The organism is Pantoea cypripedii (assembly GCF_011395035.1).
Taxonomy (GTDB): Bacteria; Pseudomonadota; Gammaproteobacteria; order Enterobacterales; family Enterobacteriaceae; genus Pantoea; species Pantoea cypripedii_A.
The window spans coordinates 1,323,856-1,340,501 of sequence record NZ_CP024770.1 but is presented as its reverse complement, the minus strand read 5'-3'; the positions used below and the strand labels follow the sequence as shown (position 1 = coordinate 1,340,501).

Sequence of the window (16,646 nt, the reverse complement as noted above, 5' to 3'; positions counted from 1 at the left end):
TCTTTACCTCTTAGAAAACCAGCCCGATGCGGGCGTAGATGCTGACGTGATCCGGATGCAGATAACCGGGGTAGCTGAGCGGGATACCGAGCGTGTACTGGGTGTAAAAGTATTTATTGCGGGTGCTGAGTCCCACCGCGCTGCCCCACAGGGTGCCGGTGGGTTCGCGGTCCTGCGCATCACTTTTCAGCAAGCCGCCGTCAACGGCTGCCAGCGCGCTGACCTCGCCCATCACCGGCAGGGTAAACAGGCTGTAATTCAGTTCATTGCGCAGGTAGCCCCCGGCATCCCCGGAGAGATACTGCTCTTTGAAACCGCGCACCGAGCTTTCCCCGCCAATCGTCAGGCGCTCGCTGCCGTACAGCCGGTCCGGCGACCACTGCGCGTACAGGCTGCTGAGCCACCAGAGTTTGCTGGTCACCGGGCGCTGAAAGCTGGCGCTGATGCTCCACTTGCGGAATTCCGCTTTGGGTAAATCGCCGGTTTTGCCCGCGTCGCTTTCAGCCTCAAACCACGGCATACCCCGGCTGAACGTCGGATTCAGGGTGGCGATGCCGCCGAGGATTTTCTGGGTATGGCTGATACCGAACTGCAGGCTGGTGATTTTGCGGCTGCTGCTTTCCAGCAGCGTGTCGTTGAGGTAGTTGCGGCTGGAATAATGATTCAGTCCGAGCTGCACGCCGGTTTTGATATCACCATTGCGGAACAACACCCAGGAGCCATTCAGGCGATGCGCAATGTTGTCGCCCGAGCTGTACCAGGTGAAGCCGTTATTCACGAAGCTGCTGTGATAGTTGCTCCAGCTGTAGCTGTAGTCCAGCAGGCCATAGCCATAAGGTACGCTGACTCCGGCCTGCAGGTTCTGCGCGTCGCGCCATTCGCGGAAGTCGCTGCTGCGTCCCCCGCTGAAAAACCAGCGATCTGCCAGGCCCAGCAGGTTATTACCCACCAGTGATGCAGTGAGCTGGCCGACGCCGGTACTCTTCTGCCCGCTGTTATCAAATCCGACTGACGCACTGAGGGGAAATTGCGGGTATTCCGTCAGATTCACCACCGAATAACCCGTTCTGGGGGATGGCAGGATTTCAATCTGCACCGGAGTACTGCGCACGCGATTAATCTGTTCCATGCCCTGCTCAATATCGCGCAGGTTGAGGATTCTGCCTTCGAGACCAGGAAAGGCCATCGCCAGCATTAACGGATGTTTACCGTCGAGGCGGATGGTATCCAGTTTCCCTTCCAGCACCGGAATAATTAACCCGCCCTGCGACAGGTCCTGCTCAGTTAAAAAAGCCCGGCTGGTAATAAAGCCGCGCTGCATATACCAGTCAGAAATCGCGTGTACCAGCGAATTAATTTTTGTTAAGTCGAGGCATTGATTAATATAAGGAGCAGTCAGCGTCTGTTGCTGACTCTCCGATATCAGCGTGGCGTTACGAATTTCAACATGCTGGATCGGGAAACAGGGTCCTGACTGACCGGAAGCCGCTGCTGGCGGGCTCTGCGGCGCTACCGTATGCGACAGCGCATCGCGCTGCTGCTGGTCCTGCTGCAGGCGCTGCTGCTGCTGAGTCTGAATAAAATCACGGTCGCCAGGCGTCAGCGGCGCAGCCACCCCGGTGAAGCATATAAGGCTGGCGCACAGCACCAGAGACTTCCCTTTTTTTGCCATCATCGTCGAAAGGTTTAATTAATCTGATTGTAAATTTTGTGTAAGCAAGAATGTGCAGAATAACACTTAAACAATCAGTTTTTTCCTGGTCTGCCGGGAAAAGCGATAAGGGTTGAATTATTCGAATTAGTACATGGCACTGCACTTACGTAAGGCAAATATTCAGTCGAATTGTGGGCGGGTGGTATATCTCAATAAATCTGGCTCAAAGTGGATTAGGGTTCAGATAAGCCGGAACGATGTTGAGAAGTTTAGCTTGTTACGGAATCATTAGCTGGAGAGAGTGGCTCTTACCGAAGCGAGCAGATGATGCTCAATCCAAAACCGGTAGCCCGTAGATAATCTGTTATGTTAATGATGATGCGTTTTCCAGTACCACCAGGACTTTTAAGAGAGAACTGGCGGCTGAATGAATACCACGATGAGCATGGTGAATAGCAAACCGACACCCATGGAAATGGTGTAAAGACGGTCGCCTGAGAAACAAACCCAGACAAAAACAGCAAGACAACCGCAGGAAATCCAAAGCACAATCCTGAACCGGTTGGCCAGATCCTGAATGGCTTCTGCCAGCGTTCCACCATAACTTTCTACGTTATTTTAACCTTCTGAAGGTCTGCCAGGCTGAAGCCGGAGAGCAGCAGGGCCTCTTCGCTAACTATGCCGCACATCTTCAATGTTTATGTTACACGGGAAGATCTACTGACAACATATGAGCCGCTGGCTGAATGGACTCATGCGCAACTGAATTTACGTACCCTCCTCCGCACTTCCTGTATTGCGATACCCATTACCGTACCGGGCTGTTCAATCCTGTTTTAACTATTTACTCAAGCTGTATGCCGATTTTCTCAATAGCTAATAACAGGGCAGACAGGCAGTATCTGTTTGCTTTCCCGGGCGTTTTCATACGCTTTCACTAACGCCAGCCAGCTATTCATTGCTTCTGAATACGCCCGAATTTCAGCATTATCCTCTTTCTGTATCCGTTGGGCTGAACATGGCTGTCAGCGAGAGCAATCAGATAAACAACGGCAGAGGTATATTTAATGAACCATCTCGACTGGTATCTTCAAATCAATCTGAAGGCCCGCCATCTGCGCTTGCTGGTTGCAATCGATACCTATCGCAACCTGACGCAGGTCGCTGAGATTACTCATGTCACCGTACCCGCAGTGTCGAAATCACTGGCTGAGCTTGAGCGGGGTTTGGGGCTCGTGTTATTTTCACGCACCACCTATGGTCTGATGCCGACCGAGTACGGCGAATGCCTGATTCGGCACGCAAAAACCATGCTGGGGATTTTGCATCAGGCACGCGATGAGTTGAAGGCGCTGAATTCTGGCGCTGAAGGTAAGGTACGTATCGGGATGTTAGCCGCCTCTGCCTCGGTTCTGCTGCCGCAGGCGTTACAATTGCTGAAAGAGCGATCTCCGGGAACCAATATAACAGTTACCGAAGGTACGACAGAATCGCTGCTGCCGGAGTTGTGGCAGGGACAGCTCGATTTGGTTGTTGGCCGCCTGCCCGCGATGGATACGCTCGGCAGTTTTGAGGAAAAAGAACTGCTCGAAGAGCCGGTGGTGCTGATGACCGGTCGTCACCATCCACTGGCGCACAGGAAGAGTGTGCAATGGACAGATCTGGCCGCTTACCCCTGGATACTGCCTCCACCTGGTTCCCTTCTGCGCGATCCACTGGAACAAGTGCTTGAAGCGAAGAATGTGCCGCTGACCAATAACTATATTGAGACACTCTCTATTCACGTGGTGCGCGGTCATTTACAGGCATCTGATTTCATTGCAGTGATGGCGGTGTCTCTCGTCAATGATGCCGACGATTATTTCTATAAACTTCCCCTGAAACTGCCGAAATTGCTCCGGCCAGCCGGTGTGCTGTGGAATCGCAACCGTGGCCTGACGCCCAGTGCGAAACTGATGGTTTCCTGCCTGGAAGAAGCAGCTCAGCAACTGGATAGCGCAGGTAAACAATAACTTATCATCACGCAGGCATGTTCATATTGACCGACACCCCCCAGATTTAGCGGGAATGTCGGGCCTGCGGAGAAGACGTTAATCTTCGGTATCGAAATTACCACCCCAGCGGAATTTTATCCCGGTAATGATGGAATACTGTGACCCTCCTGCTGGCGGGGCAACCTTGGGTGAAGAGTTTGTCGCGGGCAGGCTGAGGTCGCCACTGTTACTCATATGCTCAGCTGACATATACAGCTCTGTCCGTTTGGAAAGCGAGTAAACCCCACGTAACACAATCGCCTGGGCTTTATTGGGCGAATTGTCGTACTTGAGCTGCCCCAGCATGCCGTCGATCGAGATGTTTTTAGTCACTGGCATTTTCGCGGAGATCCACACCAGGTTACTCCGTGGGTTATCGATACCCTCGTTGTCGCGTTTTACCCAACCGATCGCAATCTTCGCTTTATTGATCATATAGTAACCACCCAGCAAGAAGCGATTGTCCGTAATGTCAGGAGACGTCAGCCCACCATAAGTTTCTGGTGTTCCGCCATAAATTCGTTCATAAGCGCTGGATACCCCCCAGTTTTTGGCATCGTATTTAGCCATAACGGCCCATTCGCGACACTCATTCGTATCGTCACTTTCTCCGGCGCAATTACTGGCTACAACACTGGTCCCTTTCACCGCATCCCGACCAAAACTGTAGTTACCACCAAAGGTAAACCCACCAATCGGCAGCACATAGCGGATAGAGTTATCAGAACGCGCTGTGCCTGTATAACCCTCATCCAGGGTAGTGATGCCATGTGATCCTGCACCAAACGGGTTAAGTTCCTTCCATGCCAGAAAACGTACGTTATATTGACGACCTAACGTCAGCGCACCATATTTACCTGCCAGCCCCAACCAGGACTGACGACCGAAAATGCGCCCCCCCTGAAGCGAGGTGCCATTATCGGGTGAGAATCCAGATTCCAGGTTCCAGATCGCGCGCAGGTTATTGTTAATATATTCTGTCCCATGAATACCTAAATAAGAAGTCCCAATCCCGGAACTTAAACGCGTCACATTTCCACTGCCGCTGACGTTATTAATATGCTCAACGCCAAGATCTATTTGACCATACATCGAGATATTATGTTCGTGAGCCAGCGCTTTTAATGTGTTGTTATTTTTAGGCGGTGAGGTGGTGACAACCTTTTGCGGCGGTGGGTTTGCCACTTTCTGCTCAGGTTGCTTTGTTGAGGCCCTGAGTTGTTGATTTTCAATCTTTTGCTCCTGTAATTCTTCTCCCATCTGGTCAAGTCTTTTACTCATTGCCGCAATCTGTGCCGTCAGCATCTGTAGCTGTTTACTTTGTTCTGTATCTTGCTCAGCCCATGCAGGTAAAACATTGATATATGTCAGTGCCGAACAGGCCAGTACGATATTCCTGTATTTCGTCATGTTATTAACTCTATTTTTTATTTATTGGATTTGTTAAATAAACTGACCGAAAAGCACACGAAGTGGCGTCTTCAGACGCCAGAGAACGGACATGGACTGCTCTACCGATGTCATGGCACAACCTTCGGTAATTCGCTTTGTGGGAAGTTCATGTAGGGTTTAAATATTATTTATCTCATCGTAAATCATCCGGTAATAAGCTTGATGGAAAGTTCTGGTAACAAATGGGACGTAACCAACGGCGAATGGCAAGCGTACCGACCGAGGTCGCACCGAAGTTGGTCGATGCAGGATAAGGGCCGCCATGAACCATCGCATCGCAGACATCCACACCGGTTGGGAATCCATTGAACAGTATTCGCCCTGCTTTACGTTCAAGGATCGGTAGCAGGTCACGGGCTGCCTCGGTATCTGACTCGTCACTGTGTATCGTTGCCGTCAATTGTCCGGCGAAAGAATGGGCGATCTCTCGCATCCCGGCGACATTTTCTACCGTGACGATGAGACCCAGTGGGCCGAAGACCTCTTCGGCCAGGTTATGATTTGCCAGCCATTCTGCGGCTGCCACGCAGAACAGATTGGGTGTGGCCATACGTGGTTCACCCGACGAGGTCAGTAACGCTTTCACCCCCGGCACTGCCGCAATCTGGTCGCGTCCGGATTGATACGCTTTGGCAATGGACTCGGTCAGCATGGGTTGCGGTTGAATCTGAACCAGAGCAGCACGGGCCGCCTCAGCAAAAGCGTCACCTTGCGTACCACGCATGACCACAACAATGCCGGGATTGGTGCAAAACTGCCCTGCGCCCATAGTCAGTGACTCAGCCCAACCGCGCGCGATCTCCGCACCGCGTTCCGCCAGTGCACCAGGCATGACAAACATCGGGTTGATCGAACCAAGCTCGCCGAAAAAAGGAATCGGTTCGGGACGGGTTGCACAGAGGTCGAACAAGGCGCGCCCCCCGCTCAACGAGCCAGTAAACCCAACCGCTCTAATCAACGGATGCCTGACCAGTGCTTCGCCAATGTTGCGCGGCCCGGCCTGTACCAATGAGAAAACCCCCGGATGGATGCCACATCGGGAAGTAGCCGTCAGTATCGCCTGTGCCACGATTTCCGATGTGCCCGGATGCGCGGGATGACCTTTAACCACCACCGGACAGCCCGCTGCCAACGCTGACGCGGTATCACCACCGGCAACGGAAAATGCGAGCGGGAAATTGGATGCGCCAAAAACGGCAACCGGGCCGATGGGACGCTGCATTGAGCGCAGTCTGGGATTTGTCATCGGCTGCGGAAACGTCAGACTGGAATCGCAACGACGATCAAGATAATCGCCGGAGCGAATATGCGCAGCAAAGAGTTGCAGTTGCATCACCGTCCGTCCGCGCTCCCCGACCAGACGGGAGACCGGTAAACCTGTTTCCTGAGTGCCGATTGCGGTGATCGCATCAGCACGGGCTTCAATCTCTTCCGCAATGGTCTCCAGAAACAGGGCACGTTCTTCACGCGAACTATAACCATACGACCAGAACGCCTCTTCCGCAGCACGACAGGCTTTTTCGATCAGCGCCGTTGTACCCATTGAGAAGGCATGTGCCGGGCCGTGGACGGGAGTCGAGAAGCATTGCGCTTCGGACGCTACCAGTTCGCCAGCAATAAAATGCTGACCGTGGGGAATGAAAGGGGTTGTGCCGTTCATCGGACCTCCTTTTAAATATGCATGAGTGGTTTTGCTGTTTAGCCGCTGGCTTTGGGTTGCAACGCATGTAAGGTCATGGCAAGTGACACCGAGGTGAAATACCCGATTACGATAAGCAGCTCGGCAATCACTGCCCGGCCCAGTTCCGCTGCGTAACGGGCAAAGCGTTGGTCGCTAATCTCCCCTCCACCAAGCAGATCCCATACTGCCTGACATATCAGACCGAGACGGTCATCACCTGTTGCGAGGCATTGCCTGCTGAGAATGGCTTCCACCACCGTTTCCGGCACCCCTGCCTCAATGGCGTGTCGGCGATGATTGGCAATTACATAGGGGGCGTTCCAGAACACTGCAGTGGATAAAATGGCGACTTCACTCTCCACCTCGTCCAGTACCGGCGAACTGTCAATGTGCGTGCCAATAATCTCCATGCCTTTGGCGAGGTTCGGGTTATGCAGCCAGATGTTGAACGGCGTCGGAATGCGCCCTCTGGCCTCACTTAATTTTGCGATGACTTCCTGCTGCGAGGCGGAGGCATTATCGGGTTCAATTTTCTGTAATCGTGAATTCATCTTCTTTCTCCTTCTGTTAAAGTTTGCTGGCTTCACCAGACGAAAAGATGGCTTGGCCAGGCGATATGCAGAACCCGGTCAAACACCACATACAGAAATGTCGTTACACAGGCTGCAAGGATGATGCTCAGCCGCCAGGGTTCACGGCTCTCAACACGCATAAAAGCAATCATGATCAGCGGGATGGTCGGCAGCATGCCAATCAATGCGGTAACGATCAGAAAGGCAATAAACCAGCCGAAGAAGCGCATTGCCCGTAGCAGAGTCAGTTTGGCAGACAACGGTGCGGATAAGGTACGACCTTCAGGTACATGTGTTGAGGTGAAGAGAACTTTGTAGGCGAGACTGATTACACCCGCGATGATCAGGATACTGGCGACCACCGTTGGCCCTATCGATGCCAAAAAGTTCCACTTCTGCGCGGTCACCAGCATGAAAATGGCAATTCCAATAAAAAAAACATAGATAAAGTCTTCGGCGTGAAATGTGGCTTTGGCACCCTGTGGTCGCCAGAACAATTGCGCCAGCTCGCCTTTTTTCATCAGTTTGAACAGGGGGCTGAGCAGAACAAAGGCCGAAAGCGTGAGCAGGACGATAACCCCAGGACGCAGCAGCCAGGCGGTGTCATAACGCATGAACGAAATCGACATATAACGTTCAATCAGCAAACCAAGCACCAGTCCCAGAATCAGGGGTGGCCGAGGCCATTTCTGACGCTTCATGATCCAGCCAATCAATCCGGCAATCAGCACTACAAACAGATCGCCCCAGCTGCGTGAACCCTGGAAAGCGCCAACCATGACTACAGGAATGATAACCGGCAGGATCAGCGAATAACGTAACGCCGCGACTTTGGCAAACTGGCCGCTGAACAGGAAACACAAGCCAGCCCCAAAAATGTTGGCAATAGCGATCGACCACACCATGGAGTAGGTCAGATCCAGATGTTTAGTCAGCATATCCGGCCCTGGGTTAAAGCCGTGAACCATCAGCGCACCGAGTAAAATAGCCTGTGCTGCGCCACCGGGTAACCCGAATGCCAGCATCGGCACCAGCATGCCGCCTTCTCGCGAGTTATTTGCCGCCTCCGGGGCAATCACCCCGCGCACATCCCCCTTACCAAAGCTTTGACTGGCTCCCTTCTCCGTTTGCAGTGCATGGCCATAGGCAATCCAGTCGGTCACCGAACCGGTGATACCCGGCACGGTACCGCAGAATGCTCCAATAAAAGCGCAGCGCAGCACCAGGAACCAGTTGCGCACCGTATCCTTGACGCCCTGTCCCATGCCTTTAAAGGTGCCAACAGACGTATGGTTGCTGATGGTGGTGCGTTTGATCGCCAGATCGCACAGTTCAGGCAGCGCGAATACCCCCAACAGAACCGGCAGGATGGGGATTCCCTCCTCCAGATAGAGTAAATGCCCTGTCCAGCGCAACTGGCCGGTCTCCACGTTGGTACCAATCATGCCGATAAGAATACCGAAACAGGCTGCAACAACGCCCCTGAGCGGCGCTTTACCGGACAGCACCGCAACCATAGTGATGCCAAAAATGGTCAGTGCCAGCATTTCGGGAGTGGTAATCGCAAGAACCAATGGCCGTATCAACGGTAAGGAAATGGCAAGAATGGCGGCACCGATCAATCCTCCCATTAGCGAGGAGGTATAACAGGCACTCAGCGCGCGTGAGGCTTCACCACGCTGGGTCATCGGCAATCCGTCGAGCACGGTCGCCTGCGAAGCGGCGCTGCCAGGCACCCCTAACAGTACGGCACCGAGAACATCAGAGGTTGCGGTAACGGAATGCATCCCCAGCAACATCCCTAACGCCGCGATCGGGTCCATAGTGTAGGTGAATGGCACCAGCAGTGCGAAACCAGTCAGGCCCCCCACACCTGGTACTAACCCAATGGCTATCCCAACTAATACGCCAGCGATGACAAATACCAGACGGTCTAACGATAATATGAGCGACAGCGCATGACTCGCTGTCGAGAGTATTGAAGAATCGAGAAAGAAATCCATGATTCATCCTGATTAGTAGGCTGGCTCACTCAGTGAGAAGACGAGTTTTGAGGACAGACACAACGTCACTTTCCCGTTGTGCTTTCCCGGCAGGCGCGTCTTAAGCGCCTTTTATCCAGTCAGGCAAGAGCCGGATAAAGAATTTTCGCCGTACGCCCCCAGACCCAGGCTTGTTCCTCTTCGCTGAGCGCCGAGAAACAGGTTTGCCCCAGCTCTATCAGTTTTTTCATCGGGCCTGCTGATGCCGGATAATTCGAGCCAAAGGCGAGATGATCTGCGCCAAAGACCGTTACCAGATGAGCGAAAAATGCCTCAGCACCACCCGGAGCGGCCTGTGCCAGCTCGAAAGTTTTAGGTGTGATTTTGAGATAAATATTGCGGTACTTCGCCAGTTCGAATAACCCGTTACATGCGGTATAGGGGAATCCCCCTTCCAGATTAGGACGCCCGCAATGATCGAGCGCAATCCTGACATCCGGGAAACGCTCAGCCAGTTCCGCCACCATGTTCAACCCTTCCGGGGTGGTCTGGATGACCATCGTCATGCCAAGTTCGGCACAACGCTGCCAGATCGGAAACGTTGCCGGGTTTACCAGCCAGCTGCCGTCAGTCTGATGGGTGGCACCGCCGGTGAATAGCCGAATTCCCCCCATTCCTCTGGCTAACCAGTATTCGAAAGTGTGTAATGCATCCGGGGCAAGAAGGTCGAAGGAATACACACCGGTAAAGCGCTGCGGATACGTCGCTACGGAATCGGCAACGTAAGCATTGTTGTGGCCGTAGGTGGTTGAAGAGTGCACGATCGCTGCTTTTGCTATCCCCGCCTCATCCATTTCCTCAATCAGTTTTTCCAGTGTGGCAGGACGGGTGGCAGACCATTTCGAACGGTGCCCATGTTGAGGCGCAATCGGATAACGGTCAGTGTCGGTGGAGATAATATGCGGATGAATATCGATGATTTCCGGTGTCATATTGATCGGGCCTTTTAATGATTTGCTGTCATTTATCCTCTGCGGGATCATGACATTTTGTTATGAATATCAGAGCTGAATGCTTTACAGACTCTATGTAGGGTATGAATTAACGATTGTGGAACTTGCGTGCCTGCTTCAGCACCGCTTCAGGTGTGGCATAAAGCGCGTCGATGATGTTCTCCACCTCCTTACCGTCAATTGCTTCAATCGGGAAACCAGACGCCTTCATCGACGCCGTGAACTCGGGATCTGTCACTGTTTCGGCGAACGCTTTGCGTAATGCATCCAACCGATCCTGCGGTACGCCTTTCGGCACCGCGATGGGTCGCCCTGCTTCGAACGGCGCGAGAAAAAAGTTAAACAACGCTTTGGCATCCGGATTGGTGATATAGCTGCTGAGATTGGGCACATTGGGGAAAGCAGGATCGCTGTGCCAGCCCAGATGCAAAACCACCTTCATGCGGCCATCTGCCAGCATACGTGCTGGTTCTCCCTCCTGTAGCCCATCCACCGTCGAGGCCCAGCCATCAACTTCACCACGCTGCATTGCCAGATAAACTTCACTACGCCCGGTGTAGCCCGAAACGATTTTTAGTTTGCTACCGGCATACTGGTCGAGCATGGCGGGCAAAACCCGGTTCTCACTGGAGAAGCCAGTCGCACCGATAAATAACGTCTTCCTGAACAGATCGTCAGCTGTAGTCACGCCGGTCCGGGTCATCGCGACCAGTGAGTAGCTGACTTTGTCGAGACTCCCCAGCCAGGTTAACTGGCGCGGATCAAAATTGCTGCCATCAGGTTCCAGCAGCGGTGTGTAAAGATTGTTGCGTTGCAGGAACCCAACTACGGTGCCATCTTTCGGCTGCGAAGACTGAAGTGATGCGGCGGCAACCATCCCTCCAGCCCCCACCACGTTCTGCACTACTGGTATCGGGTGACCCGGAATATGGGTTGCATAAAAACGCGCAAACTGACGTGCAAAGGTGTCGGTTGGCGTCCCGGCATCGGCACTGACCAGCAGCGTAAGCACTTTGCCGTGATAGAACTCGGCAACGGACTGACCAAAAGCAGGACCGCTCACGCATGTCGCTGCTGTCAGCGTTAAACCGAGCAATATCCCCTGGCGTGAAATCCCCATAGCCTTTCTCTCCTGGTCATCATTGGCGTGAGGCTGACCAGGTCAGCCAGAATGTTTATCGTTCGTTAGCCAAATGTTGTCCATGCGTTAACCTGGTGTCCATTGAGAAAAGCGACTCATGGTTTGAGCAAATGGTTAACCCGAGGGTAAACGTCGCCGAGGGCCGGGGCTAATAGCCCCCGGTCGGGGGATCAGAACAACGCGGATGTTTAATATGTGTGGTCTGGCAAGGTATTGATAGAGGATGAAACCAGAGGTGAGGTGTTGTCGAGGTTGGCAGACAGCTGCCGGGCTGCCTCTTCCAGACAGGAAACCATGATTTTGGCGCTGGGGGTCAGACCACGGTTGCGATTCCATAACATCCCGGCCGGGCGAACCAGTCGCGGTAAACTCAATGGCAGCGTATGCAGCGGTTGCGCGAAGTCTTTGGCGATCGAACCTGCCATTACGGCAATAAAATCAGAGACCTGCAAATGTGCGCGTACCACGTGAATTGACAGCGTCTCGATATAGTTATTCGTCAGGGGCACATTATTTGCTTCCAGCACCCGCTCCAGTGGGTCGCGTAGAATTGAACCGGGTGGGGGCAATATCCAGGGATAAGCCGCCAGGTCCGTCCACTTCACGTTTTTGCAACGCGCCAGCGGATGGTGACGTCCGGTCATCAGCATCACCGGTTCTTCCAGCAACTCCTGCTCATCAAAGCTGCTCGATGTATCCGGAGCAGGCAGACGCCCCACCACCAAATCAAGATGTCCCAGCCAGAGTTCAGGCAGCAGCGACTCGGTAGTACCCTCAAGCACCGTCACATTTGTTCCCGGTGATTGCTGTTTGAGAATGCTCAGCGCCTGTGGCAACAATGCGGAAGCCGAGGCGGGCAACATACCTATGCGAACTTTACCTTCGGCCCCGGAACTTAGAGTTTTTAGTTCATCACGCGCCTGATGCAGGATCGCCGTCATTGCGCGCGCATGGCGAATCAGGCATTCGCCGTAAGGCGTCGGCACCACGCCCTGCATGGTGCGTGAAAACAGGTTGAGGCCCAGCCCTCGTTCAAGCTCAGCCAGCGATTTCGACACGGCTGGCACGGTCACATGGGTGATCTCGGCCACCTGAGTCAAATTGCGGTAAGTGTCTATTGCCACAAGCAGGCGCAGGTGCCGTGCCTTCAGGTTGACCTGAAGGTACCAGTCAAACTCTGCCATTTTCTCTCCCTCAGCAGTTTTACCATTTTGTTAAGCCTCACTCTTTTTTACTCAATCGACGGACAGCCATCCAGCGGGCAGCATAAAAATGCGATCCAGAGCCAGGAAGTGACGGTCAGTTTTAACCAAAAGGGCTGTCTCGTCAGTCTGCAATTCGTTGTTTGACAACATCACCACTAAGGAAAGAAACATGTCAGTTCATCTTAAAATTGCTATCGCCGACCATCCGCATACTGCTGCGATTCGCAGCGGTGCTATTCCGATTGAAGGCGTGGATGCTGAATTCATTACTGTGAAACCACAAATCGCGGCGTTTCGACGCATGGTGCGCGATGTTGAGTTCGACGTCTGCGAAATTGCCCCCACCACCTACATCATTGCCCGTGCCTATGGTGCTCCGTTCGTTGCCCTGCCCATTTTTGTTGTGCGCCGTTTTCATCATGGGGGGCTGCTGGTGCGTCCGGATGCCAACATCCGCCATCCGAAGGATCTGGAAGGTAAAAAGGTCGGCGTTCGTGCCTATTCCGTCACGACTGGCGTCTGGAACCGTCAGGTGCTGATTGATGAATACGGCCTGGACTCAGATAAGGTCACATGGGTGGTTGATGATGAGGAGCATGTAACCCAGCTCAAACTGCCAGCCAATGTTGTTCACGCAACTCGTCCCCTCGCTGACATGATGGCTGAGGGCGAGCTGGTGGCCGGATTTGGCGGCAATGCGGGGATTGGCCGAACTGGCAACCCGACTGATGGCTGGAAAGAAGTCGCCGCAGACTATCCCGATCTGCTGCCAGATGCGGCTGAGGTAGAAGCTGAATATTACGCACGTACTGGCGTTTATCCGATGCATGGCACGATCGTGGTGAAGGATTCAGTACTGGCCGAGCACCCCTGGATTGCTAAATCCCTGTATGACGCTTTCGACAAGGCGAAAAAAGCCTACCTTGCCCACCTTGATACGGGTGAAGCCACCAGTAAAACCGACAAAAAATACCTTGAGCTTCGGAAGATTGTCGGTCACGACCCGCTGCCCTATGGCATTGAGGCGAACCGTAAAACTATCGAAGCACTGGAAGCAACGGCGTACAAACAGGGTCTCACTCCGCGGCGTATGTCCATGAACGAACTGTTCGTCGACCCACAGGCCTGAAGGAGCAGATGATGATTATTGATTGCCACGGCCACTTCACCACCGTCCCGGCTTCGTTCCGTGACTGGCGTGCCAAACAAATTGAGTACGCTGATGATCCGCTAAATGCTCCACCGCTTGCTGGTGCCCATGTTACTGACGATCAGATTCGTGAGGGGATCGGTCATGGCCAGTTGCGGTTGCAGCAAGAGCGCGGTGGAGATCTTACCCTGTTCTCACCGATTGCCGGACTGATGAGCCACCACCTGGGCAACGAACGTACCAGTCTGGAGTGGGCGGAAGTTTCCAACAATCTGGTACGACGCGTCTGCGATCTTTATCCCGACAACTTTGTTCCCGTCTGTCAGTTACCGCAATCGCCGTTGGCTCCGCCAAAAAATTCTGTGCCAGAGCTCCGGCGCTGTATTGAGGAGATGGGTTTTGTCGGTTGTAACCTGAACCCTGACCCCAGCGGAGGTTACTGGACAGGTAAACCTGTCACCGATCGTGAGTGGTATCCGATATTTGAGGCGCTGTGTGACCTGGACGTGCCGGCCATGATTCACGTCGCAGCATCGTGCAACCCTTGCCACCACGGCACGGGCGCTCACTACCTCAATGCTGACACCTCGGTTTTCATGCAGTTGTTACAGGCAGATCTGTTCAAAGACTTCCCGACTTTACGCCTGGTGATTCCGCATGGCGGAGGAGCAGTGCCTTACCACTGGGGTCGCTATCGCGGTATGTCGTTAGAGATGGCCAAACGACCGCTGGAAGGACTGCTGGATAACATCTTCTTCGATACCTGCGTCTACCACCATCCGGGTGTGGAACTGCTGACGCAGGTAGTGCCGACCCGCAACGTGTTATTTGGCTCAGAGATGATCGGTGCTGTGCGCGGTAAAGACCCTGACACCGGGCACTATTTCGACGACACCAAACGCTACATCGATGCGTGTGAAGCGCTTTCTGATGAAGATCGCCACGCCATTTTCGAAGGCAATGCGCGACGTGTCTATCCGCGTCTGGATAACTATCTGAAGGCTAAAGGTAAATAAAGCAGGAGCTGAGCATGAACATCATTGATATTCATCCACATATTATCGCAGACGACGAAAAGCGCTACCCGCCAGCCCCACTGTTCGGCAAGCGTTCAGACTGGTCGCAGGAGCGACCAAACACAGTTGAATCCCTGATTGCTGCGATGGACGAGGCGGGAGTCGCCAAAGCCGCAGTTGTTCACTCGTCAACAACCTACGGTTTTGATAACAGCTATGTGATTGACGGCTGCTACCAGCATCGAGACCGTCTGGTGGCGGTGGGTTCCGTGGATATGTTGGCCGACGATGTGCCAGTGGTTATCAGGAGCTGGGTGGGAAAAGGCCTTGCTGGTCTGCGTATTTTTACTGGTGGCTCCACTAAAGACTTTGATCCCAGTGAACTTGAAAATCCTAAAGCTTTCAAAGCCTGGGAGGTGCTGGCTGAACTGGGGCTGCCCATGTGTATCCAGACTGGCCCGATTGGCCTGCCGCAGGTTCGTATGCTGGCTGAAACCTTTCCCGATGTGAATATTATCCTCGATCACCTTGGGCGTCCTGACGTACTCGATGGCCCGCCCTATCACGACGCCAGCAGTTTGTTCGCCCTGGCCGACCTGCCCAACATTTACCTGAAGCTGACACCGCGCATTTTTGGTGACGTTGTGAAGAATAAGGCCAGCGCTGAAACCTTCTTTCCCCGCGTCGCGGAAGCATTCGGTGCACAGCGCATGGCCTGGGGATCAAATTTCCCCACCTCCCCGGGCACGCTGACGGAGATTCTGGCGACCGCAAAGCAAGGCCTGGTTTGTCTGAGCGAGGAGGAACGCAGCTGGGTATTTGGCAAGACGGCTCAAAAACTTTACCCGGCCTTGCGCTGAGGCATACCCCATCTCATGAGGAAGAGAATATGACCGCTACACGTCTGAACAGCATCATCCACGCTTTCGAATCTGGCAACCCGGCCTACATGGCCTTTGCCAAACTGGACAAGCAAACCGCCATCGAGATGAGCGATTCCCCCTATCATGGCATCGTCTACGAGATGGAACACAACCCGTACGATGTCAGTGCGCTGGGCGATGCGCTGCAATATATGCTGAGCCGCAAGCAAATCGTGGAATCCGGCTCGGTAGCGCCACAGGTCACTCCCATTGCCCGTATTCCGGCTAACGGTGTTGAACTGAATCAGAGCTTTGCCAAGCAGGTTCTGGATCGTGGCTGCTATGGTGTGGTCTGGCCGCATGTGGCGACGGTGGAACAGGCATACAACGCTGTGGCTTCCTGCCGCTATGCCCGCCCAAAAAACGCGCCGCTGTACGAACCGAAAGGTGTGCGCGGTGACGGCCCGGCCAATGCCGCGCGTTACTGGGGGCTGTCGATGGCCGAATACTATCAAAAGGCAGACGTCTGGCCATTGGCTCCGCAAGGGGAAATCCTGGTCGGTCTGATGTGCGAAAGTACTCAGGCGATCGAAAACCTCGACGACATGCTCGCCAATGTGCCTGGTATTGGTTTTATCCTGATTGGTGAAGGTGACCTCAGCCAGGAGCTGGGTCTGCCGCGCCAGTACGAGCACCCGGAAGTGCAGGATGCGATGCGACGCATTGTCGAAACCTGTAAAAAACACAATGTTGTGGTGGGTAATCCGCACGTCACGGTGAATAACCACCGACGCCTGCTGGATGAAGGTTACCGTTTATTGCTGTCTGCGCCGAAACGCTCTTATGGCGTGGTCGGCCAGTCCCGTGAAATGGCGGGGTACTGA

14 protein-coding genes are annotated in these 16,646 nt (G+C 53.7%); 5 read left to right on the top strand and 9 right to left on the bottom strand.

What is annotated here, in order from left to right:
- Positions 1-10: 10 nt before the first annotated feature.
- Positions 11-1,675, bottom strand: a complete 1,665-nt coding sequence (locus tag CUN67_RS29585; RefSeq protein WP_208719223.1) for a ShlB/FhaC/HecB family hemolysin secretion/activation protein — start codon at positions 1,673-1,675, stop codon at positions 11-13.
- Between the two features lie 1,046 nt (positions 1,676-2,721).
- Here CUN67_RS29585 and CUN67_RS29580 point away from each other — a divergent pair.
- A complete protein-coding gene (locus CUN67_RS29580) occupies positions 2,722-3,666 on the top strand; it encodes a LysR substrate-binding domain-containing protein (protein ID WP_208719221.1) in 945 nt (314 codons plus the stop codon).
- Positions 3,667-3,744: 78 nt separating this feature from the next.
- Here CUN67_RS29580 and CUN67_RS29575 read toward each other — a convergent pair whose 3' ends face one another.
- From CUN67_RS29575 to CUN67_RS29540, 8 genes are all read right to left on the bottom strand, one after another.
- On the bottom strand, positions 3,745-5,097 hold the full coding sequence (locus tag CUN67_RS29575; protein ID WP_254711462.1) for a porin: 1,353 nt from the start codon (positions 5,095-5,097) through the stop codon (positions 3,745-3,747).
- 175 nt (positions 5,098-5,272) lie between these two features.
- Positions 5,273-6,799, bottom strand: a complete 1,527-nt coding sequence (locus CUN67_RS29570; protein WP_208719219.1) for an aldehyde dehydrogenase (NADP(+)) — start codon at positions 6,797-6,799, stop codon at positions 5,273-5,275.
- Positions 6,800-6,837: 38 nt separating this feature from the next.
- The gene (locus CUN67_RS29565) at positions 6,838-7,371 is read right to left on the bottom strand and encodes a carboxymuconolactone decarboxylase (RefSeq protein ID WP_208719217.1); all 534 of its coding nucleotides are present in this window, start codon (positions 7,369-7,371) and stop codon (positions 6,838-6,840) included.
- Between the two features lie 32 nt (positions 7,372-7,403).
- Entirely contained in the window at positions 7,404-9,395 is a 1,992-nt protein-coding gene (locus CUN67_RS29560) for a tripartite tricarboxylate transporter permease (protein ID WP_208719215.1), read from the bottom strand.
- A gap of 119 nt (positions 9,396-9,514) precedes the next feature.
- A complete protein-coding gene (locus CUN67_RS29555; protein ID WP_208719213.1) occupies positions 9,515-10,366 on the bottom strand; it encodes an amidohydrolase family protein in 852 nt (283 codons plus the stop codon).
- Positions 10,367-10,475: 109 nt separating this feature from the next.
- Entirely contained in the window at positions 10,476-11,507 is a 1,032-nt protein-coding gene (locus CUN67_RS29550; RefSeq protein WP_208719211.1) for a Bug family tripartite tricarboxylate transporter substrate binding protein, read from the bottom strand.
- 209 nt (positions 11,508-11,716) lie between these two features.
- The gene (locus tag CUN67_RS29545; RefSeq protein ID WP_208719209.1) at positions 11,717-12,712 is read right to left on the bottom strand and encodes a LysR substrate-binding domain-containing protein; all 996 of its coding nucleotides are present in this window, start codon (positions 12,710-12,712) and stop codon (positions 11,717-11,719) included.
- Positions 12,713-12,763: 51 nt separating this feature from the next.
- Positions 12,764-12,904: a hypothetical protein gene (locus CUN67_RS29540; RefSeq protein WP_208719206.1), complete on the bottom strand. Its 141-nt coding sequence runs from the start codon at positions 12,902-12,904 to the stop codon at positions 12,764-12,766.
- Here CUN67_RS29540 and CUN67_RS29535 point away from each other — a divergent pair.
- From CUN67_RS29535 to CUN67_RS29520, 4 genes are read left to right on the top strand one after another with little or no spacing between them, the layout of a single operon-like run.
- On the top strand, positions 12,903-13,862 hold the full coding sequence (locus CUN67_RS29535) for an ABC transporter substrate-binding protein (protein WP_208719204.1): 960 nt from the start codon (positions 12,903-12,905) through the stop codon (positions 13,860-13,862). The genes CUN67_RS29540 and CUN67_RS29535 overlap by 2 nt on opposite strands.
- 11 nt (positions 13,863-13,873) lie before the next feature.
- Entirely contained in the window at positions 13,874-14,899 is a 1,026-nt protein-coding gene (locus tag CUN67_RS29530) for an amidohydrolase family protein (protein WP_208719620.1), read from the top strand.
- Positions 14,900-14,913: 14 nt separating this feature from the next.
- Positions 14,914-15,759 (top strand): amidohydrolase family protein, encoded by an 846-nt coding sequence (locus CUN67_RS29525; protein ID WP_208719202.1) that lies wholly within the window; start codon positions 14,914-14,916, stop codon positions 15,757-15,759.
- 29 nt (positions 15,760-15,788) lie between these two features.
- Positions 15,789-16,646: an HpcH/HpaI aldolase family protein gene (locus tag CUN67_RS29520; RefSeq protein ID WP_208719200.1), complete on the top strand. Its 858-nt coding sequence runs from the start codon at positions 15,789-15,791 to the stop codon at positions 16,644-16,646.